This window comes from Fibrobacter sp. UWB10 (genome assembly GCF_900182935.1).
GTDB lineage: Bacteria > Fibrobacterota > Fibrobacteria > Fibrobacterales > Fibrobacteraceae > Fibrobacter > Fibrobacter succinogenes_O.
Map to the genome: position 1 here is coordinate 543,734 of NZ_FXUE01000001.1, position 20,665 is coordinate 564,398.

The 20,665-nt window shown below is 46.8% G+C and carries 25 protein-coding genes; 17 read left to right on the top strand and 8 right to left on the bottom strand.

Going from position 1 to position 20,665, the window contains the following annotated elements; translation table 11 throughout:
- Nucleotide 1 precedes the first annotated feature (1 nt).
- The 4 genes from QOL41_RS02235 (at nt 2) to QOL41_RS02250 (ending at nt 4,221) form a co-directional block, all read left to right on the top strand.
- Entirely contained in the window at nt 2-1,681 is a 1,680-nt protein-coding gene (locus QOL41_RS02235; protein WP_283428476.1) for a hypothetical protein, read from the top strand.
- Nucleotides 1,678-2,886 carry an alkaline phosphatase family protein gene (locus QOL41_RS02240; protein ID WP_283428477.1) on the top strand — a complete coding sequence of 403 codons (1,209 nt, stop codon included), beginning with the start codon at nt 1,678-1,680 and terminating at the stop codon, nt 2,884-2,886. Before QOL41_RS02235 ends, QOL41_RS02240 begins: the two co-directional genes overlap by 4 nt.
- Nucleotides 2,887-2,973: 87 nt before the next feature.
- Nucleotides 2,974-3,816, top strand: coding sequence for a tyrosine-type recombinase/integrase (locus QOL41_RS02245; RefSeq protein WP_283428478.1), 843 nt, complete (start codon nt 2,974-2,976; stop codon nt 3,814-3,816).
- 39 nt (nt 3,817-3,855) lie between these two features.
- Nucleotides 3,856-4,221: a hypothetical protein gene (locus QOL41_RS02250; protein WP_283428479.1), complete on the top strand. Its 366-nt coding sequence runs from the start codon at nt 3,856-3,858 to the stop codon at nt 4,219-4,221.
- An 88-nt stretch (nt 4,222-4,309) separates the two neighbouring features.
- Here the strand turns inward: QOL41_RS02250 and QOL41_RS02255 are convergent, their stop codons facing one another.
- Both QOL41_RS02255 and QOL41_RS02260 read right to left on the bottom strand, forming a co-directional pair.
- Nucleotides 4,310-5,989, bottom strand: a complete 1,680-nt coding sequence (locus QOL41_RS02255) for a sulfatase-like hydrolase/transferase (RefSeq protein ID WP_283428480.1) — start codon at nt 5,987-5,989, stop codon at nt 4,310-4,312.
- A gap of 104 nt (nt 5,990-6,093) precedes the next feature.
- Nucleotides 6,094-6,618, bottom strand: coding sequence for a type IV pilin protein (locus tag QOL41_RS02260; RefSeq protein ID WP_283428481.1), 525 nt, complete (start codon nt 6,616-6,618; stop codon nt 6,094-6,096).
- 379 nt (nt 6,619-6,997) lie between these two features.
- Between QOL41_RS02260 and QOL41_RS02265 the strand changes: the two genes are divergently transcribed.
- Nucleotides 6,998-7,813, top strand: coding sequence for a hypothetical protein (locus QOL41_RS02265; RefSeq protein WP_283428482.1), 816 nt, complete (start codon nt 6,998-7,000; stop codon nt 7,811-7,813).
- 73 nt (nt 7,814-7,886) lie between these two features.
- On the opposite strand, the gene QOL41_RS02270 is transcribed toward QOL41_RS02265, so the two are convergent.
- The 3 genes from QOL41_RS02270 to QOL41_RS02280 form a co-directional block, all read right to left on the bottom strand.
- Nucleotides 7,887-8,063, bottom strand: coding sequence for a hypothetical protein (locus QOL41_RS02270; protein WP_283428483.1), 177 nt, complete (start codon nt 8,061-8,063; stop codon nt 7,887-7,889).
- A gap of 180 nt (nt 8,064-8,243) precedes the next feature.
- A complete protein-coding gene (locus QOL41_RS02275; protein ID WP_283428484.1) occupies nt 8,244-8,444 on the bottom strand; it encodes a hypothetical protein in 201 nt (66 codons plus the stop codon).
- 41 nt (nt 8,445-8,485) lie between these two features.
- A complete protein-coding gene (locus QOL41_RS02280) occupies nt 8,486-8,731 on the bottom strand; it encodes a hypothetical protein (protein ID WP_283428485.1) in 246 nt (81 codons plus the stop codon).
- A gap of 228 nt (nt 8,732-8,959) precedes the next feature.
- Between QOL41_RS02280 and QOL41_RS02285 the strand changes: the two genes are divergently transcribed.
- The 11 genes from QOL41_RS02285 (at nt 8,960) to QOL41_RS02330 (ending at nt 16,324) form a co-directional block, all read left to right on the top strand.
- Nucleotides 8,960-9,757, top strand: coding sequence for a type IV pilin protein (locus QOL41_RS02285; RefSeq protein ID WP_283428486.1), 798 nt, complete (start codon nt 8,960-8,962; stop codon nt 9,755-9,757).
- Nucleotides 9,758-9,816: 59 nt separating this feature from the next.
- Nucleotides 9,817-10,173, top strand: coding sequence for a histidine triad nucleotide-binding protein (locus QOL41_RS02290; protein ID WP_283428487.1), 357 nt, complete (start codon nt 9,817-9,819; stop codon nt 10,171-10,173).
- 121 nt (nt 10,174-10,294) lie between these two features.
- Entirely contained in the window at nt 10,295-11,071 is a 777-nt protein-coding gene (gene recO / locus QOL41_RS02295) for a DNA repair protein RecO (protein ID WP_283428488.1), read from the top strand.
- On the top strand, nt 11,050-11,793 hold the full coding sequence (gene panB / locus QOL41_RS02300; protein ID WP_283428489.1) for a 3-methyl-2-oxobutanoate hydroxymethyltransferase: 744 nt from the start codon (nt 11,050-11,052) through the stop codon (nt 11,791-11,793). The genes recO and panB overlap by 22 nt, the downstream gene beginning before the upstream one ends.
- Before the next feature lie 354 nt (nt 11,794-12,147).
- Nucleotides 12,148-12,624 carry a hypothetical protein gene (locus tag QOL41_RS02305; protein ID WP_283428490.1) on the top strand — a complete coding sequence of 159 codons (477 nt, stop codon included), beginning with the start codon at nt 12,148-12,150 and terminating at the stop codon, nt 12,622-12,624.
- Nucleotides 12,569-12,775 (top strand): NYN domain-containing protein, encoded by a 207-nt coding sequence (locus QOL41_RS14230; protein ID WP_502846874.1) that lies wholly within the window; start codon nt 12,569-12,571, stop codon nt 12,773-12,775. The genes QOL41_RS02305 and QOL41_RS14230 overlap by 56 nt, the downstream gene beginning before the upstream one ends.
- 225 nt (nt 12,776-13,000) lie before the next feature.
- Entirely contained in the window at nt 13,001-13,309 is a 309-nt protein-coding gene (locus tag QOL41_RS02310; protein WP_283428491.1) for a hypothetical protein, read from the top strand.
- Nucleotides 13,310-13,398: 89 nt separating this feature from the next.
- A complete protein-coding gene (locus QOL41_RS02315) occupies nt 13,399-13,815 on the top strand; it encodes a hypothetical protein (protein WP_283428492.1) in 417 nt (138 codons plus the stop codon).
- Nucleotides 13,808-14,680, top strand: a complete 873-nt coding sequence (locus QOL41_RS02320) for a Ppx/GppA phosphatase family protein (protein ID WP_283428493.1) — start codon at nt 13,808-13,810, stop codon at nt 14,678-14,680. The genes QOL41_RS02315 and QOL41_RS02320 overlap by 8 nt, the downstream gene beginning before the upstream one ends.
- Complete coding sequence (locus QOL41_RS02325) at nt 14,667-15,389, top strand: pseudouridine synthase (protein WP_283428494.1); 723 nt, start codon at nt 14,667-14,669, stop codon at nt 15,387-15,389. The genes QOL41_RS02320 and QOL41_RS02325 overlap by 14 nt, the downstream gene beginning before the upstream one ends.
- A gap of 104 nt (nt 15,390-15,493) precedes the next feature.
- Nucleotides 15,494-16,324, top strand: a complete 831-nt coding sequence (locus tag QOL41_RS02330) for a metallophosphoesterase (protein WP_283428495.1) — start codon at nt 15,494-15,496, stop codon at nt 16,322-16,324.
- On the opposite strand, the gene QOL41_RS02335 is transcribed toward QOL41_RS02330, so the two are convergent.
- Entirely contained in the window at nt 16,321-16,929 is a 609-nt protein-coding gene (locus QOL41_RS02335; RefSeq protein WP_283428496.1) for a toxin-antitoxin system YwqK family antitoxin, read from the bottom strand. The genes QOL41_RS02330 and QOL41_RS02335 overlap by 4 nt on opposite strands.
- A 51-nt stretch (nt 16,930-16,980) precedes the next feature.
- Here QOL41_RS02335 and QOL41_RS02340 point away from each other — a divergent pair, with 51 nt between their 5' ends.
- A complete protein-coding gene (locus QOL41_RS02340) occupies nt 16,981-18,486 on the top strand; it encodes a B12-binding domain-containing radical SAM protein (RefSeq protein WP_173653735.1) in 1,506 nt (501 codons plus the stop codon).
- Between the two features lie 186 nt (nt 18,487-18,672).
- Here the strand turns inward: QOL41_RS02340 and QOL41_RS02345 are convergent, their stop codons facing one another.
- The gene (locus QOL41_RS02345) at nt 18,673-19,869 is read right to left on the bottom strand and encodes an aspartate aminotransferase family protein (protein WP_283428497.1); all 1,197 of its coding nucleotides are present in this window, start codon (nt 19,867-19,869) and stop codon (nt 18,673-18,675) included.
- Nucleotides 19,850-20,626, bottom strand: a complete 777-nt coding sequence (gene argB / locus QOL41_RS02350) for an acetylglutamate kinase (RefSeq protein ID WP_283428498.1) — start codon at nt 20,624-20,626, stop codon at nt 19,850-19,852. Before argB ends, QOL41_RS02345 begins: the two co-directional genes overlap by 20 nt.
- Nucleotides 20,627-20,665 lie beyond the last annotated feature (39 nt).

A 20,665-nucleotide genomic window follows, 5' to 3' on the forward strand; every position in this document is an offset into this window, starting at 1 on the left:
TATGCTTTTTAAACGAGCTCTAGCATATTCAGTCGTTATCAACCTATTCTTTTTAGGTTTGTGCCTCATTTTTGGCGATCTCAAATTCGGGGCGATTGACGACTACTTTATTGCAGCCCGACTCACTGGCGCCCTGGGTACAGAATACAATCCCCACCTAATTTTCGTAAATGCCATCTACGGCTACGCTCTCTTGCCTCTTTACCACCTTTTCCCAAAAATTGGATGGTACTATATTGGAGAAATATTCTCTGTTTTTCTCTCTTTCACTGTAATCGGCTATGTATTATTGCAACGGTGCGGAGAACGCTGGGGAGTTATTCTTGCAACCCTGTTTACAGCGCTTTTTGCAAGCGATTTTTACCTAGTTGTACAATTCACACAATGTGCATCTATTTTGAGTGCAGCGGGAATGTTACTATTCGCACATGGGGTGATAACGCAACCAAGGCACAAACTTCCGTTTATTTTAGGTGTAATCCTAATGCTATGGGGTTCCGTTATGCGCTGGCAGGCGTTCCTGATGGGGATGCCATTCTTCTGCTTGGGGATGTTGTTCATCCTAAAAGAATGTTGGAAAGCCAAATGGCATGTAATTGTAGGTCTTGGAGTTCTTTTCACAGGCGCATTCGCAGCGCACCATTTTGACCAGCAAATTTACCATTCCTCAGTTTATGCAGATTTCGTCAAATTTCAAAGTCCACGTGTAGCCTTAGGAGACAACGGAAATTACAACCAAAATGCTGTTTACGAAGACGCTGAAGAGTTAGGACTATCAGGTAAAGATTACCAAATGCTCAAAAAATGGGTTCTATACGACACCGAGGTATTTGCTGTAGACAGTCTCAAGCGCTATACCGACATTATCCAATCATACCGCGATCCAAATCCGACACAACTTGTACCCCGTAATTTGCTAAAAGCTTTAAGCAAATCTATTCATTCGCCACTTTTTTGGACATGGTTTATTCTGTGCTTGATTACATATTCAACCAATCCAAAGAAATTCCTATACCTATGGGCATCTCTCATCCTAACACTCGCGTTCATAGCATATTTGCTAGCCATGGGCAGGCTCGTATATCGCGTCGAAAGCGGATTCTGGCTATATGCCGCAGTTCTCACCATCCCACTATATGGCAAACTCAAATTTACTATTTCGCACAAGCTAGTTTATGCGATTCTCGCCATCATTGCATGCGCCAACATATATGCATACGCAACCTCTGGCGAAATGGTGCGAGATCCAAGTAGCGGCAGCATGCGCACTCTAGCAATCGAAGACACGACCGATTATGTTCAAGTTTTCAACTATATTGACAGCCAACCCGATAAAATGTTCCTACTTTCGATGAACGCGTTTATGCGATTCAGCCATCATCGGAACCCGCCTTATTTGGCGGAGTCTAGCGGAATCTATAGAAATACAGTTTCTTTTGGTTACTGGACTCCTTACTTACCAGAAGTAAAAGAAGCCTTAAACAGTTACGGAATCAGCAATCCCATTAAAGATATTGTTCACGACAATGTTATCGTTTTAAACGAGTCAAATCTCGCCGACTTTTTGCAACGGCATTATTACGACAGCGTCACTGTAGACACGCTCAAACAAATCGGAGAAATGACTTTCTATAAATACAGGCTTGTCAATGTCAACAATACACAGGAGAACAAACAATGAAAAGACTCCTGTACCCACTGATAGCAAGCGCCCTCATAACAATTGTGCCTTTCTTGCTCACTTTCGAGAAGGGCCAAGACATTGTCCGAGGACTCTTTGGCTATGAGTATTTCGCATTATTACTATTTATCATTTTAGTCAAAAACAAAGTATCCAAAAATTTTTTGAGGATTATTTTACTCATCCTACTAACCGGAACTCTGTTCATTATTTCTTGGATAGACTTACATAATTTATTGGCAATAAAAGAATGGAATACCAGCTGGTATGGGATTATCCCATTCATCACCACGGGTCTTTCCTTAGCAATAGTAAGTCCACTCAAACCATTCAAATTCAATACCATCTGCTTTATTCTATTCGTCGCCCTAATATTGCATCTAGAAACATACAACCGTTATGCGGCACAACCCCTAGCACAATTTCCGACTATAGACTACCTTGAACGAATTGCACCTAAGCCTGTTCAGCGTAATGATGTTACCGAAGAATTCCGCAAGAAATACACTGTCACAGACTCTGTCACCATCACACGAGATTTTGTAGATACGACACGAAACAATGTAATCATTCTTGTGGAAAGCTGGGGCGTACCATTAGACATTCAACGTTTTGAAAAGCAATTAGTGGTTTTCAAAGGAATCACGAATACGACTGGCATACACAATCGCATGTACAGCCGAACTCGCACCGCCGAACGCGAAGACTTGATCAAAGCAATCACTCGCGATTCAATCACCAAGCAAAAGGATACATTATTTTTACCCAATGTATTTAACGATCTAGGTTATCAAACCGCATTTCTATTCGGCGGCGATAGCCTAGAACATTACCGATTTAAATACATAAAAAACATCGGCTTTAATGAAGACATTTACGGCAACGGTTTAAATGACCAAACAATGATTTCAAAGATTAACAGCATTATTGCAGACTCAACGCAAAAGCACTTTGTTGCTTGGACAACTGCAGACACAAAATTTCCAATAACAGAATTTCAGGACATATATAATAGCAACGTAGATTCAATCTATTCCGTCTACACCGTTAAGTTACAAAACACACTTGCACAAATTGCGGAACTCGCACACAAGTACCCTACAACACGATTCATTATCCAAGGTGATCACAACCCCATCCTCTCCCCAATAGAATTTCAGAAAAAATTCTACAAGCGCTGGGTACCCTATATTATATTAAACTAAAAAAATTTTCTTTTTTTTCTCCAGATTATTTTAATTTGAGCTTTCCCTCTAAAACAAGGGTTTTTATCATACTCATCTGGAGAAACAATGCTATTCTTTAACACTGCACTCAAATATCTTAACCTTGAAAAATACAAGGAAAATCTTGCCCCCACAACTATACGTACCTATTACTGGAATCTAAAAAAAATCACAGATTTCAATCCAGAAATTCACTGCGAAGATATTGACGAATCTTTTATTCGTAATTATAAATCATTCTTACAACAAAAGGGCGATAAACCGAATACCGTTGCCAAGGCATTATCCGTATTCAGAATTTTTACTAGAAAAATGCTCATTGACAAGCTATTAAAAACAGACCCTTTCGAGAACATCAAAATTGGACGAGTTTACTCAAAACGGAGTTTCCTTACAACTAACGAACTTAAGCATCTGTATCTAAATTATCTAGACAACAAGCATTCTCTCACAGAAACAGAACAGAATGTTATGAATGTATTCCTATTCAGTTGCTTTACCGGCCTACGATACAGCGACCTTCTTTCACTCGACGCATCGGAAATTTTCGATTGGAAAATCCGCAAACAAACCCACAAAACAGGAGAACCCGTATATATTCCTATCCCCATCCAAGCACGATTGCTCTTGCCCGAGAAATTATCACAAGGTCGAATTTTTAAAGTGGTAGAAAATTCACATTTTAACAGAACTCTTCGCAGAGTCGCCCCAAAACTAGGTTATCACAAATACATCCATTGCCACTTGGCTAGACACACTTTTGCAACAACCTGCATTTCACTCGGAATATCTTTACCATCGACCAGCAAATTACTAGGCCATCGCAATGTCGAAACAACTCTTATTTATGCAAAATTCGTTGACACATTTCTTGACAAAGAAATGAAAAAATTCAATAAATTGCGATAAATCATCCGCAGCAGAATTTAACCATTAGCAGGAAACTACGTGAAGTTGCAGCAGGCTTATATTTCTGAAGCTGTTGCTATTGGATCTTGGGCCGTTATTGGTTATAAGGGTCCTGGTGACAATACGAATGCTACTGGTGCTACCGGTGGTGCAACGTCTAAAACAAATAATTTCAGCTACAAAGACGCAACTGGATATACCAACAACACCGCTGCTTTGGACGCCACTGGAAAGACTGGTTTTACAGCCCACAACGAAGCTAAGTTGAACGATTGCGTACAGGGTGACCACTGGACCATTACGGTTAAAGCCGGATCTGCTGCTGGTGAAGCAACTTTCACTCCGAGCACGCTTTCTCAGGACTGCTTGCAGCTCACTCCGAACTTCGCTCAGATTGGCAAGTAAGGTTTAGCCAAGTGAATCTTTAAAAGGGACTCCATTCGGAGTCCCTTTTCTATTTTATTAAGATTAGATATAATGCATCTACAGATGGCTATTCTTCCTTATTCTGTTTTTTTATTAGTAAGTAACTTTCGTACATTAAGTGATTAGACATTTTTCTTATTTCTTTGTTGAGAGAGTCCAACCCGATGCATTCTATAAGCGTTTTTTTGCCGCCAAAAAGGTCCGTTCCAAACCCAAGCCGCTCTCCATCGATATTGAAATTGATTGAACTGAGAATGGTTGGGAACATATCAATGTCTGAATAAAGCCGATTTTCGTTAGAAACAGGAACCTTTGAAGGATTTATAAAAAAGTTGACCCATTTTCTGTCTGTGGCGCCCTTAACTAAACGATTCCCAGGAAAAAGATGATCTCCAAAAACAACGATGGATGTGTTGCCATAGAATGCTTTTGTTCTTAATGTATCCAGAAATTTGTTTAATTCCCTGGATACGCACCGTGCAGATGCTTTTAGTCTTTCGTCTTCGTTTTTCTCGTCGTTGATTTTTATGCAATCAGGGTCGTATAGTCCACTTGGAGCGTGGGTATCTATGGTGAAAAATGTCAGCGAAAAAGGTTCTGAGATGGTGTCGAGAATTTGATGGGCAAAAATAAAGGTTTCTTTGTCTTGAACAGTCTTGTATCCTTGTTTTCTTATAAGATCTGCGGTATCCAAATCCAATCTTTGTATCAAATCATCCGGACCATAAATTTCGTCTATTTTTTGATCTATTGCGAATTGTCGGAATTGTTTGTAAAGACCCGAATTTCCTTGAAAGAAAATTTGTTTGTAATCGTACTCGTTTAAAATTTTATAAATGCTCTTATAATGATGCAGTATAGGAGTCTTTGAATAAATAGTAATATTAGGAATTCCTAAAGATCTGCTATGCATGGAGGGGAATGTGGATGTCGAACCTATGGCGTCTAGTCCGCCGCCAATATTTTTTTTGTTTTTTCCGAAACTCAGATTTTGCAAGGCGAGTTCTGTAATTTCTGGAATAAGATTGGTATCTTGATTGCCCCCATGAATTCTGTCTGCGAAAGATGTTTCTAGCGATTCCAAGTATATGAGAATCAAGTTCCGCTTATGCTGGGGAGGTGTGATTATGACAGAATCCGGATTGACATAATTTTCGACAAAGAATTTTGAATATGCCGTATTTTTTTCGGGCTCGTTATTTAAAATATGTATGTAGTCGGATATGGGAATGTTATAGAAAACAGGAATGATTGCTGCAATGATATATATTCCTACAGGAACCAGTCTTTTTTTTGTGTTATTTAAAACGACGTAAAGGAAAATTGCAATAACAATTGTTATTACAAGTGCTTGGGGAATAGTGGTTGTCAGATATTGTCGAACCATTGAATAAGCGAAGTCGTCAAAGGGTTCTTGCAGTGTAAGCAACACCGTATTCGCGTCTTTAAGTGGAAATGTGCTTAAGGCCCAAACAAAGCCTGTCCTAAAAAGGACTGCCAAAAAGAGAGGCGCGATAACGAGTGGTATGTGTGAAGGTTTGAAATAATCCTTCTTTTGAAAATGCTTTGTGCGCCAATTTAAAATAATCAGCGCCAAGAAGGACAGTATATATTCCGGAGACGCGAAAAAGGGAGATATTTCTAAAAAATAGTGTTCAATTATAAAGATAAGACATATGGCAATCGCCGCAATTTTCAAAAAAAACAGAATTGGTCTTGAAATGCTATGCATATTTGAGAATTTCATGATATAGGATAATATAGATTTTATGCGTGATTCAGTGGATGATGCAAAAAAAAAGAGCCGCCCCTTTTGGGATGGCTCTTTTTGCTTAACAAATGTCTAAGCTATTACTTACCGATCTTGTCGAAGTTCGGGGTAAGTTCCGTGCAATTGGTTGTAGCTGTGAAAGTAGCATCACCTTCGGAAGAAGTAGACTTCTTAACGGTAACTTTCCAGTTAAAGTTAGAAGAAGATGCATCACCACTCTTAGCTGCGCAATCGTTCAGCTTGGCCTGATTTGCAACAACGAAACCCACGACTTCATCAGTGCCTAAAGTTGTCGTATTATTCGTGTAAGTGGCACCATCCGCATATTTGAAGTTTGTTGTTCCAGACTTGTCACCGCCAGTTGCAGTGCCCTTGGTGTTGTCGCCCGGGCCCTTGTAGCCGATAATCTGCCAGTTACCAACAGCGACTGCTTCAGAAATGTAGGCCTGCTGCAACTTCACGTAGGTACCGGCGGCAGGGCCGACTTCGGAAGCCTTGGACTTAGCGATCATGCCGAACAGTTTCGGTACTGCGACGGCGGCCAAGATGCCCATGATCACGATCACGACCATCAATTCGATAAGGGTAAAACCTTGCTTTTTCATAGTGTACTCCTTGTTGATTTGTTACACACTTGTTTGAGCGTTATTGCTCGTTTACGTCCCTAATATACAACTTATTTTTTCGAAAAGCAATAGGTTTGTCAAAATTTTTTGCATTTTTGTCAAACTTTTTTCTCAGTTTTGTCTCGTTTTCGTCACAAAAAATTACTTTGTTCAAAAACAAGCATTTCCCAGAAACCGCTTTTTTAGTCAAATTTCGCCGTATTTAAGTTACAAATTTGATGTAGTATATATACAAAAATATTTCATAAATGGGGGCGGCTTGGCAAAAAAAATGTAAAATTTTTATTCCAACTTGGATTAAAAAAGATAAAAACCCGGATTTTTATTACCTTTCTTAGTGAGGAACAAGGAGGGTCCCATGAAAAAAGTTCTGTTAGGATTGCTCGCGTTTGCGGGTTTTGCCACAGCAAACACATGCACAAAGGCGTTCTACGAGATTCACGCCTTCAACTTTTTAACTATAAAAGACTCGCCGCACTTGGATTCTATCTATTATAGGGAGCAGCCCAATCCTGAAGAACTCCACGAGTGGTACCAGAAGTACTACTATCAAGATGGTCTAATTCAACGGTCAGTGTTCAAGTTTAGAGACAACGATCCGGTCGAGAACCGTTTTTATCTGACTGCTGACGAGTCAGTCCTTACCAAGACCGGTCGCGAGCTGTTGCTGTCAGACTCTGTTGCAGGCGACACGGTCTATTTCTTCCAGAAAATGTACAACGACGGCAAGCTCGTGCAGACAGTTGTCCATAAGACCGCAGACCTTTATGCATCTGAAGACGATTACGACCCAACCAGCGGCAGGCGCACCTTCGCCGAATATTACTTCCAGAATGACACACTGGTATCAAAGACGCTCTACGATTACACAGCAGGAACCCCGACAACTGCGACAATCTATTATGTGGGCGAGCCCGGAGACGAATACAAATGTGCAGAATACATGGGCGACTCTCTTACAAACAACATAACCTACAAGAAAATGACTACTGGTTTCTCCGTCGCGATTTTCAATGACACGTACCTGCGTGAATATATCATGGAAGTTCCGGAGACGCACACCACCGCACTCAAGAAACAGCCCGCCCAAAGCAACCGCCGCCCAGTCAAAATTTCTCCACGCGCTCGCTACTTCGACCTCCTCGGCCGATACAAACGTGCAAAAATCAAGTAGGTCTCTCCCTTCAGCCCTATCGAATACAAAAGCCCGGCTGTTGTGCCGGGCTATAAAAGTTGGTTTTAAGGAATTAAGCGTTCTCGAGTTCCATGTTTTTCTTGAGATCAAGAATCCAATATAAGGGTATTTCCGTAATTTCTGCAACATCTTTGGGAGACATGCTCCTTGCTAGCATATTCTTAGCGACACGTTCCCGTTCTCTGAATTGATACATGGCCTTGTCAATTGACTTCATATCTTCTGTCATAAGATACCTCGAACTAAAGTTTCTCTTCATAAACATTAATCAAGTCGATTTTTGCATTTATTTCATTATAGCAATATACTCCATCGCAATTATTTGCGCAACAAACCAAACTTTCCTTTATAAAACAGTAAAACCCAGCTTTTGCCGGGTTTTAAAAGTCGATTTTAAGAAATCGAAACGTTATTTCAGAGCAAGCATTGCCGAAATAATTTCATCCGAAACATTATGGGAACGAAGAAAATCAGCTCGTTTGGAATCGCGAGCAGCATTGTCAGCGTCATTCTTTTCGCGTTCCTGTTGGACGCCCTTTTCCATGCCCCTCGCTTGGCCCTTGAGGTAGGCTTCGGCTTCGAGAACCTCGTATTCATGATGGTCGAACATGTTTGCCTCCAGTGCTTTCAAAAGTTCAGGGTTCACACGGCTTACGCGCAGATTTTAATATACCTATTTTTCCGCGAAATGGGAAGGGCGTTCCCCGACTTGACTTCGTATTCGAGGTCGATGATTTCATGGTCCAGCTGGAGCAGGCTGTTAAGCACATCGCGGATGGTGTCCTTGTCGTCCATCAGGATGCGGAATGTCGCCGCATATTTGGGCAGCAGGAATTCTTCGCCCTGTTCGTTCGTGACGATGTATTTTTTTGTCGAATGATTGGTATTAGCAGACATGTATTTTCCTTTCATGTTAAGTTGTGGAGCACTCCCTCCTTCCTAACACGCTTTTTTCAGCCATTTGAATACCATTTTTTTGTAAAACTTTTGTAAAAACGGCAAAGTAGTCCCATATTCCAAGTTGGAGTAAGAAAAATGTCACTTTTTTTGACTATCGTCACAGACGCGTGTAAAAAAATGTTTTATATTTAAGTCGTTGAGCCTCAGTAAGAAGGAGGTTTTTCCATGTTGGCTGAAATTTTAAAGAAAATAAGCACCCCCCGAACCAATAGGAAGGCCGGTTTTACAATTATTGAATTGATGGTGGTCATTATTATTGTGAACCTGCTTTCAGGCGTCGCCGTGCCAAAACTCACTGACTATATCGAAAGAACCAGACAAAAGATCGACTTGTTAAAGCTCTATGACCTACGCGACGGTCTGAACAGAGCCCTATACGAAGGCGACATACTTAATATAGACGAATCGGCCACTTGCAGCGGTAGACAAAACAGCAAAGGAAACTTAAGCAAATGGTTAGCTAGCAAAGATGGTGTAACGTTATTCATCATCGAACTGCATGACATTCTCCCGGCCAATTTTCAACCCGACAACAAAAACAGAATTTCAGACAACCAAAACATGTGCGGTCTGCTTACAAGCGATGGCTTTTGGAGTCAGGCCCTTAGAGACGCAGGCTTCGACGCCGTAGCCAACATTCTTATCGACAGGCAAACGGGCAAATACAAAAAAGACAAAGGTTACACCGCCTACGAAGTAAAAATCAACGGCCAAAACTGGTGGAGAACATTCCCCACAAAGCCGCTTTTTGTCAGTAAAGCTATGAACGGAGACTCAGACGCAGCAAAGACCGGAGTCGGCGGGCAAAACAGATACAACTTTAAGATCAGATGGACGAACGGAAACGAGAGCAGTCATTTTCTTGAAGTTTTCATCCAAGCCGCACAAGGCTCTAATAAAGGGAAACCGTTCACAACGCGCCAGGGAGTCTGTTTTTCGACTGAACAACGTCTCTGCAATTAATAGCGTGGTCGCCCCTAAACAGAACGGGCGGCCTTTCTTTTTACTACTTTATAGTCACTATGAGTGAAAACTGTCTTTTCTGCAAAATCATCAAGGGTGAAATCCCTTCCAAGAAAATCTACGAAGACGACGACGTGTTCGCCTTCTACGACATTGCCCCGCAGGCCCCGGTACACTTTCTGGTAGTGCCCAAGCGCCACATTTCAACCATCATGGACATGCAGCCGACTGACTGCGAACTGGTGGGCAAGATGCTTTACCGCGCACAAATTATCGCCAAGGAACTCGGCATCGAAGAATCGGGCGCACGCTTTGTGTTCAACTGCAAGGCCGACGCGGGCCAGACGGTGTTCCACATCCACCTGCACGTGCTTGGTGGCCAGGTCATGGGCTGGCCTCCGTTCCCCAAGGCATAACACATTCCCCACAGTCATCCCGGCGTAAGCCGGGATCTCCTCTTCTAGCTAAGAAAAATTCTTTTTTAGAAGGCATCAAAGGAGGTCCCGGGTCAAGCCCGGGAAGACATTTCTGCAACAAATGATCAAAACTCAGGCGATAGTGCTGCACCGGTTTGCGTATAGCGACTCGAGCTTTATCGTGAAAGCGCTCACGGAAGAGTGCGGCGTGGTGAGTTTTATTATCAAGGGAGCAAAGCGCAAGGAGTCCCCTTTTAAGGGGGCGCTTGACCCGCTCGCCCTTTCAGAGGTGGTATTCCGGCAGAACCCGGCCAAGGAATTGCAGTTCATTAAAGAGGCATCGATTATCGACTGGCACGGTGAATTGCGGAATTCCCTGTTGAACCTGGCGGTTGCACAAGTAATGGCCGAGATTGTGCTGCGGTATGCGCCACCGGCCACTCCGATTCCCGAGGAGTTCGCCTTGCTAAAGCAAGCGCTTGCGGAGTTCGACTCCCCCGCTGCAGGTGCTACGGGTGCCGACTCGGTATTCAGCCGCTGGTTGCTCAATATTTGCGACTTGTGGGGCTACCACCTGGAACTAGGCGTGTGCAGCCGCTGCGAAAAGGTGCTTACGGAACCCGCAGCGGACTTTTTCCCGGAATCGGGCGCGCTCATTTGCAAGCAGTGCCAGGGTGTACAGAGCGCACGTGCCCGCGCAGAGACATTGCAGGGGCTCTGGGAACTGAATTTAATGCAAAACAACCCCGAGCAGGTGCCACAAAAACTCACGGGTCGCGATTTTGTGGAGAACGCTTTGCTATCTTATCTGCGCAATCACATCGGATTCCTGAAAGAAATCCATTCCCTTTCATGGCTACAGGAGGTTCGTAAATTATGCTCAGCCCAATCGACATAAAGAACAAGAAAGCTAAAGGCGAAAAAGTTTCAATGATTACTGCCTACGACTACGCTTTTGCACAGATGGCAGAGGCGGCAGGCGTGGACCAGATTCTGGTAGGCGATAGCCTTGCAAACACCATGCTCGGCTACAAGAGCACCCGCGAAATCGGCATGAACGAGATGCTGATTTTTGTGTCGGCGGTGTGCCGCGGCGCCCCCAACACCCACGTGGTAGCCGACATGCCCTACTTGAGCGACAAGGACCCGCAAACAGCCTACGATAACGCTCGCCGCTTTATGGACGTGGGAGCTTCTTGCGTCAAGATCGAGGGCACTCCCGCTGGCGTGCACGAATACTTGCTGAGCCACGACATTCCTATTTGCGCGCACCTCGGACTTTTGCCGCAGACTGCCGAAAACTTTAAGCAGAAGGGCCGTACCGAAGAAGAAGCGGTCGCAATCATCGAGGCGGCCAAATACGTAGACAGCTTGGGTTGCTTCGAGATAGTGCTGGAGCACATTCCCGAAGAGCTGGGCACCAAAATTACCGGCATGGTGAATGCGGTGACGATCGGCATTGGCGGCGGAAAGTTCACCGACGGTCAGGTGTTGGTGATGCACGACGCGCTCGGCATGCACCCGCGCAAGCTGCCCCCGTTTGCAACGAAGTTCGTCGACATGTACAGCCTGGGTGTCGAAGGCTTCAAGAAGTACATCGAGAGCGTAAAATCGCTCTAATTGTCTTCCCGGCCGAAGCGGGTTAGTGGGCACTTGCAATTTATTGCTTATGTGCCCACAATCCTCGGAACGGGGAGATCTCCTCTTGTCTTCATATTGTCTCGCTAACAAAAAAATGCGCGCGAAGCGGTGCATGAGCACCGCTTCTTTTTTTCAATAAACATCTTGACAGTCTCCAAAAAGGAATTTATATTTATAGTGCACAAAAAAGCACTTATACAAACATAAACCATTGACAAGACTAAAGGAATAATGTATATTGGCAACAGATAATGACCGAAAAAAGGGTTTATATTAAACACGCAAGTGTCCCTTGAGTAGGTCTTTTTTTGTGCCCTTATTAATGGAGGGTATATGGAAACGGCAGTAATGATTGATGGAGCCTTTCTAAGGAAAAAATTTCATTCCAAATTCAAAAAAGATATAACTCCTACAGACGTTCAAACCTTTACACACAGCATCCTTCAAAAATCTGGGCTGGGCAACAATTCTTTCAGGGCATATTTCTACGACTGTAGTCCATGTACAGCCAAGACTTCGTTGCCCGTGACAAATAGAGCTTTTCTTTTTGATTCCCAACCTCAATATCAAAAGGGTCTTGATTTATTGTCAGGCATTTCCCAATTAGATTTTTTCGCAGTAAGACTTGGCCAACTTCAATTTTCCGGCTGGTCTCTGAAAAAAAAAGTGCTATACACAGCCCACCCCTTACACAGACGACTGTTTCGTTCCAAACCTTTCTCAAAAGGGTGTAGATATAAAGATTGGCCTAGATATGGCTTGGATTGGATACCAAAACATAGCCAAACATATCGTTTTAGTAACCGGTGACAGCGATTTCATCCCAGCCATCAAAGTTGCTCGTAAAAGCGGAGTTTTCGTCTGGCTCTACACATTAGCTCATAACGTAAAGGCCGAATTGAAAATGAACGCCGACGTTTCAAAATCAGATGATCTTCGGAGCTTAATGCAAAGTTCGTAGTAAAAATCGTGCGACAGAATCCTAACGCATTGATTAACAAGCATTTCCAAAATTACATATAAATTAAAAATTCATTTTTATGAAGTGAACATCATCACTTCATAATCTTTTTTTTGTAAAAAAACAACTTTTTTTTAATTTTTTTTGAAAAAGGTGTTGATTATTTGTGAAAATAAGTTATTTTATACACAGCTAATTCACAACATAACCATAAGGAAGAAAAAAATGGCTACTACAAAGACTGCAAAGAAGCCGGCTGCTAAGAAGCCCGCTGCTAAGAAACCCGCTGCCGCTAAGAAGCCGGCCGCTGCTAAGAAGCCCGCTGCTGCAAAGAAGCCGGCTGCTAAGAAGCCCGCCGCAAAGAAGCCGGCTGCCGCTAAGAAGCCCGCTGCTGCAAAGAAGCCGGCCGCTGCTAAGAAGCCCGCTGCTGCAAAGAAGCCGGCTGCTAAGAAGCCCGCCGCAAAGAAGCCGGCTGCCGCAAAGAAGCCGGTTGCTAAGAAGCCGGCCGCTAAGAAGCCCGCTGCTAAGAAGTAATCTTCTAGATACTCCTTTGATAATGAACCCTGGACTCGTTCCAGGGTTCTTTTTTTATATGCAGAGGCGCCGTTTTCTATTTTTGGGCTATGATTTCAGAAAAAGACCTCGCCGAACTCGAAAAAATTCCCTTTGAACAGCGCATTGAACGCGTCGAAAAACTTTTAGAAGGCAAAAGCGAGCCCCGCGCCTTTGAGCTCGGGCTTTTGCTCGCCTTAAAGATGGGGCAAGAGATCCGCGAAGGCAAGGAACTCGGAAGCGAATCCGGCGACTTAGTCGCCAGCTGGAGCGGAAAGCACCCGGATTCAGTCGTGGAAGAAGCGATTGCGTTCGCGAAAGAATTCCTGATGAACCCGGCCAAGATTGCAGACGGAATCAAGCGGGGGGTTGCTAAGCAGGCGGCAAGTGCCGATGCTGATAGTCATCAGCATGACAATCAAGAGGCAGGAGCTGATGCTGACCTTCGTCAGCATGACAGGGAAAGCAACGAGGCGCAGAATGGATAACAAGCTGATTGCGACGGTTGATATCGGGAGCCACAGCTGCATTCTGTTGATTGCGGCGTTTGAGGAGGGGGTGCTGGTTCCCAAGCTCCAGAAGGTGGAAGTCTGCCGCCTGGGCGAAGACATTTACGAACATGGTGCCATCACCGAGAAGCGAATCAAGGAACTCGAAGCCATCATGACGAAGTTCCGCATGGACTTGCATGCGCTAGGCGCAAACCTCAAGGCCGCGGTAATGACGGAAGCCATGCGCAACGCCGAGAACCCGGACGAAGTGATTGCCGCAGTCGAACGTGCTCTCTGGGTCAAGCCGCGAATCATCAGCGGCGAAGAAGAAGGCAAACTCACCTACCGCTCGGTCAAGGAATGGCACGGCGAAGGCCTCGTGACAATTGACATCGGTGGCGGTTCCACGGAACTCAGCAACGGCGACAACACGTTCTCAATTCCGGTGGGCGCCCTCAAGATGTTCAAGGCCATGGGTCCGATCCCTGGCCCGGAATACAAGAAGTTTGTGAAGGAAACCTTCAAGGAAGTCAGTTTCAAGGGCATGACCAAGAAGCCGGTGTACTTGATTGGCGGCACGGGCACAGCGCTGGCCATGGTTTACCTGAACAAGCAACAGTTTGACTACAAGGCCATCGAAGGTTTGGAGCTTTCGATTAGCGACCTAGATGCCGTGACAACAAAAATTTCGAACCTGTCCAAGGAACTGCGCGCTATGCTCCCGGGCCTTGAAAACGGTCGCCACGAAGTCATTATTTGCGGGCTTTTCTGGCTCAAGTCGCTCTTGGAAAAACTCCGCGTCGAAACATTTAAAATTAGCACAGCCGGTTTAAGATTCGGGTTGCTTTATGAGAATCAATAAATTCATTTCTCTCTGTGGAATTGCGAGCCGCCGCGCCGCCGACACCTTGATTGAAGAAGGTCGCGTGCAGGTGAATGGCGAGACAATCAAGGACCTCGGTCACCAGGTCGACGAAAACGCCGACGAAATTCTGGTGGACGGCAAGCCCGCCAAGCTCCCCCGCAAAACAACGACCATCATGTTCCACAAGCCGGCCGGTTGCGTGTGCACCAAGACCGACCCGCAGGGCCGCCGCACCGTATACGATTACCTGCCGCCAGCATACCAAAGCTTAAAGTATGTAGGCCGCCTCGACTTGCAGAGCCGCGGACTGTTGCTGTTTACCGACGACGGCGAACTGCTTCATCGACTCACGCACCCGAGTTATGAAATTCCGCGCAGCTACTACGTGTGGACGGACCGCCCGTTGAGCGAACACTCCGCGCAAAAACTGGTGGACGGCGTAGACATTCGCGAAGAAGGCGAAGAACAAGAAGAAATCGCATTCGCCACCGACATCTATTTGGAAAAGGGTTTCGCCGAACTCGTGCTGATTGAAGGCAAGAACCGCGAAATCCGCCGCATGATGCGCGCCGTGGGCTACGAGATTCGCGACTTGAAGCGCGTGAGCTACTGCAAGCTGACCTTGGGCGACTTGCCCGCCGGCGAATTCCGCGAACTCACCGCAGATGAGATGAACAAACTGAGGCAAGCGGTTCACGTAAAATAATGTGAGATGTGTGATGAGGAATGTGAAATGAAAAACAGATCATATCTAATCTCACATTACACATTTCACATCACTCATTTATTAACCAGTAACGAATAACTCTTATGTCAAGGACTCTCTACATCGGTGATGTGCATGGTTGTGCCGACGAACTCGAGCGCATTGTAGACGCATTCGGTTTTGTGCGCGGCAAAGACACACTGTATCAGACCGGCGACATTATCAACAAAGGCCCCGACATGCTGCGGGCCCTGCAGTTCGTGAAGGATAACGGAATCCTCACAGTGCGCGGCAACCACGAAGAGCATTTGATTCGTGCGCTGGAACTGCCCGAAAGTGGCTGGACCGAAAAGCAACGCGCCCGATTCGCCAAACTCCCGATGGATATTTGGCACGCCATCGCCGCCGAAGTAAGCACTTGGCCCCTGTGGCGCGACACCCCACACGCACTGCTGGTTCATGCCGGCTTGGAACCTGGCAAGGTCAGACTAGAGGACATGGATCGAGAAGTTCTTTTGTCTGTAAGAAAATGGAACGATCGCCCGTGGTTTGAACAAATTAACTGGCCAAAAACTGTTGTATTCGGACATTGGGCCAAGATGGGATTCGTAAACAAGCCTGGATTTATCGGGCTTGACGCAGGTTGCGTTTACGGTAAAAAGCTGATGGGCTGGTGTCCTGAAGAAGACAAATTCTACGAAGTGCCTGCCGCCCGCGAATACACTCCGGTTAAGGATAAAGCGAAAACCGCCATCGATGCGCCCTGCATTGTGCCGGGAGACCAGTTGCCCGAATCTAAGCAACCAAAATCTTTCGAAGACATCAAGGCAAAAATTGCAAGCGGCGACATCGCACTTGCCGACGACAGCGAACACGCCAAAGAAATCCGCAAAGCATCACCCAGCGTCGCCGCCGAGTGGGCCGGATACCCTTAAAAATCACAGTTTTTAACACAGCGGTTTTGAACAAACTCCGCTTCAAAAACCATAACGCCCTTATTATAGCGGCGGTACGGTCCATTACGCAGTCCTCGATCTAGAGTCATTTCTTCTTTAAGGCCACCGAGTTCATCAAAAATTTTTGCGGTGCCATGTAACTGTCCGCGCATGTACGGCAACTTGCGACGCAGGCGGCCCTTGTCGTCCCATTCTTCGGTCATACCGTCGAGCACGCCACCGCGGTAAATCTCTTTACTTTTTTTGGTTCCATTTTCGAAGTAGATGGTGGTAATCCCTTCTTCAATTCCGTTCTTGTAACCGATGGTCTGCCAAACTTTTCCGTTTTCGAAATAGCTTTTGAACACACCGTCGAGCTTGCCGTTTTTATACGGTGCCTCGACTGCGACCTTGCCGTTCGGGTGATAACTGTAGGCTATACCCTCACGAATGTTAGTCCCTTTTTGGACCGCGTAAAGGCGTGAAAGCGTACTGTCGGCGTAAAATTCTTTTATCGTATCAAGCGCCACCGCTGGCGAATTTTGCGCCAGCGCAATCGAGCAGAGCCCACATAGAGAAATACACAACGAAATTAACGCTTTCATCGAAACCAAATGTAGCTTTATCACTGATAATTATGTATTTTGCCATTGCTTATGCGCATTACTTTTTTAAATCCCCCGTTTCATCCGATGTTCAGTCGCGAGTCGCGCAGTCCGTGCGTGACCAAGTCGTCTACCCTTTATTGGCCCATGTTTTTGAGCTACGCCGCCGGCACAGTCGAAGCCGACGGTAACGAGATTCAGCTCATCGATAGCCCGGCCATGGAGCTCGACCTTGCGCAGACTTTGGATGGCATCAAGAAGTTTGACCCCGAGCTCGTAGTTTGCAGCACGAGTACGCCGAGTATTCTGAATGACCTCAAGGTGGTGCACGCCATTAAAGAAGCGCTCCCGAAAACGAAGATCGCGATTATGGGTACGCACGCTACCGCCGAGCCGCTGGAATCCATGGAAATGGAACCGAGCCTCGACTTCGTGATTATCGGCGAGGCGGACTACACCGCCAGGAATCTCGCCCGCTACCTGCGCGGCGACATCAAGGAAATTTCTAGCATCGCTGGTCTCGCCTTCCGCAAAGCAGATGGCACGGTCGATTTTCAGCCCGAAGGCCCGAAGATCGAAAACCTCGACGAAATTCCCTGGGTTTCCAAGGTCTACCGCAAGTACCTTTACAGCTGCTACAAGAAGTATTTCTACGGCGCCAACCTGAACCCGCTGATTGTGATTCTGTCGGGCCGCGGTTGCCCGAACCGCTGCAGCTACTGCGTGATTCCGCAGACGCTGAACGGCCACAAGTTCCGCCGCCGCTCTCCGAAGGACGTGGTCGACGAACTGCAGTACATCAAGGAAAACTTTGACGACCTCGGCGAAGTCTTCTTTGAAGATGACACGTTTACCGCAAGCCACGAACACGTTCGCGAAATCTGCAACCTGATTCTCGAACGCGGCCTCAAGATTACTTGGAGCTGCAACGCTCGCGCCGATGTTCCGCTCGACTTGCTCAAGCTCATGAAGAAGGCCGGCGGCCGCGAAATGTGCGTGGGCTTCGAAAGCGCCAGCCCGGTGGTTCTCGAAAACATCCACAAGGGTGTGAAGAACACCGACAAAGCAATCGAGTTCACGAAGAACGCCCGCAAGGCAGGCCTGCTGGTGCACGGCTGCTTCATGGTCGGCAACCCAGGCGACACGCCAGAAACACTCCGCATGACGCTCGACTACGCCAAGAAGTTGAACCCGAATACGGCTCAGTTCTACCCCATTATGGCATACCCCGGCACCGAAGCATACAAGGAAGCTTTGGAAAGCGGTGCATTGCAGACAAAGGATTACAACCAGTGGCTGGATAAGGACGGTTTCCACCGCACCACAATCCAGCGCGGAGAACTCACCAGCCAGGCTCTTGTGGACTTCTGCGACAAGGCCCGCCGTGAATTCTACCTGCGTCCGAGCTACATCCTGCGTCAGGGAATCATGGCAATTAAGAACCCGCGTGAACGCTACCGCGTGATGCGTGGCTTCGGCACACTCGTGAAGCACTTGTTCCGCAAGCACGGCCAGCTCGCTCCTGTTGCAAGGCAAGCCCCGACGGTGAAAGAGTAGATAGTAGGAAGTAGACAGTAAATAAAAGAAAGCCGCGGCGATGAGCTGCGGCTTTTCATTTATTCAATCATTTTTCAGCAATTCAATTTTTAGGAGAAGCGAGCAGGGCAAGGCCGCAGGACCAAAGCTGTACAAAGCGTACAGCGAGAGTCCGAGAACGCAGCCATGCGACGCTTATCGTAAAAATTATACGGCGGCGAATGCGCGGCCAAGCTTTTCAAGAGCCTCTTCACATTCAGAAGAAGACACGTTGAGCGGCGGGAGCATACGCAGCACGTTGCCCTTAGCAGAAAGTACCATGAGCTTTTCAGCGCGGGCAGCAGAGATGATGTTACCGACCGGCATGGATTCGTCGAGTGCTACACCGAGAATCAGGCCTTCGCCGCGGATTTCCTTGGCGAATGCATACTTTTCGGTAAGAGCCTTGAGGCCAGCCTTGATCTGGGCGGAACGTTCCGCAACGTTCTTCAACAAGCCCGGAATCTGCTTCACGACAGCAAGACCTGCGGCGCATGCAATCGGGTTACCGCCGAAAGTCGTACCGTGGTCGCCAGCCTTCAGCTGGTCAGCAATGTGCTGGCGCAGAAGAACTGCACCGAGCGGGAGACCGCCACCAATTCCCTTGGCAAGTGTTACGAGGTCCGGATTCAGGCCGTACTTTTCGAAACCGAGGAATGTACCGAGCCTACCCACACCTGCCTGCACTTCGTCAACGATAACGAGGCAGCCGCATTCTTTCTGCAGGCTGTTAATGGTAGCGACCATTTCAGCAGAAAGCGTCATCACGCCGCCTTCGGCAGCGAGGCTTTCGAGCATGATAGCGCAAGTGTCCTTGTTGACTTCTTTCTTCAAAGCTTCGCAGTCATTCCAAGTGACATGTACGAAGTCACCCGGCATAGAGCCGAAGCCTTCGCGAATAGCCGGCTGACCCGTCGCAGAAAGAGCGGCGAAGGTACGGCCGTGGAAGCTGTTCACGAACGTCACAATCTTCTGGCGATTCTTTTCGCCCTTTCTATCGAAGTACTTACGTGCGAACTTGATGGCGCCTTCGTTGGCTTCGGTACCGGAATTGCAGAAGAAGGCCTTGTCGAACTTGGTGATTTCAAGGAGAGCCTTGCCGAGTTCGATCTGCGGGTAGTTCGGGTAAAGGTTGCTGATGTGGTTGAAGTGGTTCATCTGTTCCACCACAGCATCCTTGATGGCCTGGTTCTGGTGACCGAGTGCATTCACGGCGATACCAGCCACGAAGTCGAGGTACTTGTTGCCCTGATCGTCGTAGAGGTAAGAGCCTTCGCCCTTTACGAAGTTGATGTCAGCCTTGCCGTAGAGCGGCGCGATAATTTGTTTGTCCTGTTCGAGCAGGTTAGCGCAAGATTGTGCCATAGTTTAAATCTCCATTAATTTGTTTACCAAAGTGTTCCGCGTCCTTCCAACCCACGATGTGGATACTCTTGAGTCCTCGTCGGATCGACTTGAAACTCTCGCGGACTTTGGGAATCATACCGCCGGAGATGACGCCAGCTTCAATCAGCTTTTCGGCGTCCGCCTCGCTCAGTTCGGGAATCACATTCTTGTTTTCGTCCATCACGCCCGGCACGTCGCTCACCAGCACAAACTGGTCGGCTTCGAGTGCCACAGCCAGTTCGCTTGCGGCCGTGTCGGCGTTCACGTTCCAGCTCATGCCTTCGCCAATCGAAATCGGGCTGACCACCGGAGTCCAACCGGCAGCCCACAGGTCAGCCACAATCTTCGGATTGACCTGCTTGATTTCGCCCACCAGGCCAAGGTCCACCTTGCCCTGCTTCTTGACGACCTGGAACAGGTTGCCGTCTACACCGGAAATACCGATGGCGTTGCAGTTGTTGTTCAGCAACATGCGCACGAGCTTCTTGTTCACGTGGCCAGAAAGGGTCATTTCGACCATCTTCATGATGCCGGGGGTCGTGACTCGGAGACCGTCGATGAATGTCGGTTGTTCCTTGAGCAAGGCGATATTTTCGTTGATGTCCTTGCCACCGCCGTGAACCACGGCCACCTGACAGCCACTACCGGGGAGGGTAGAGACTGCCGACACAAAATCAGCGAGCTTGGCTTCGTCGATTGCCAGGCTGCCACCAATTTTTACAACCACTTTTTTCATGTTTCGATGAATTCCTGTCGGAAGGTGAAAAATGAATTT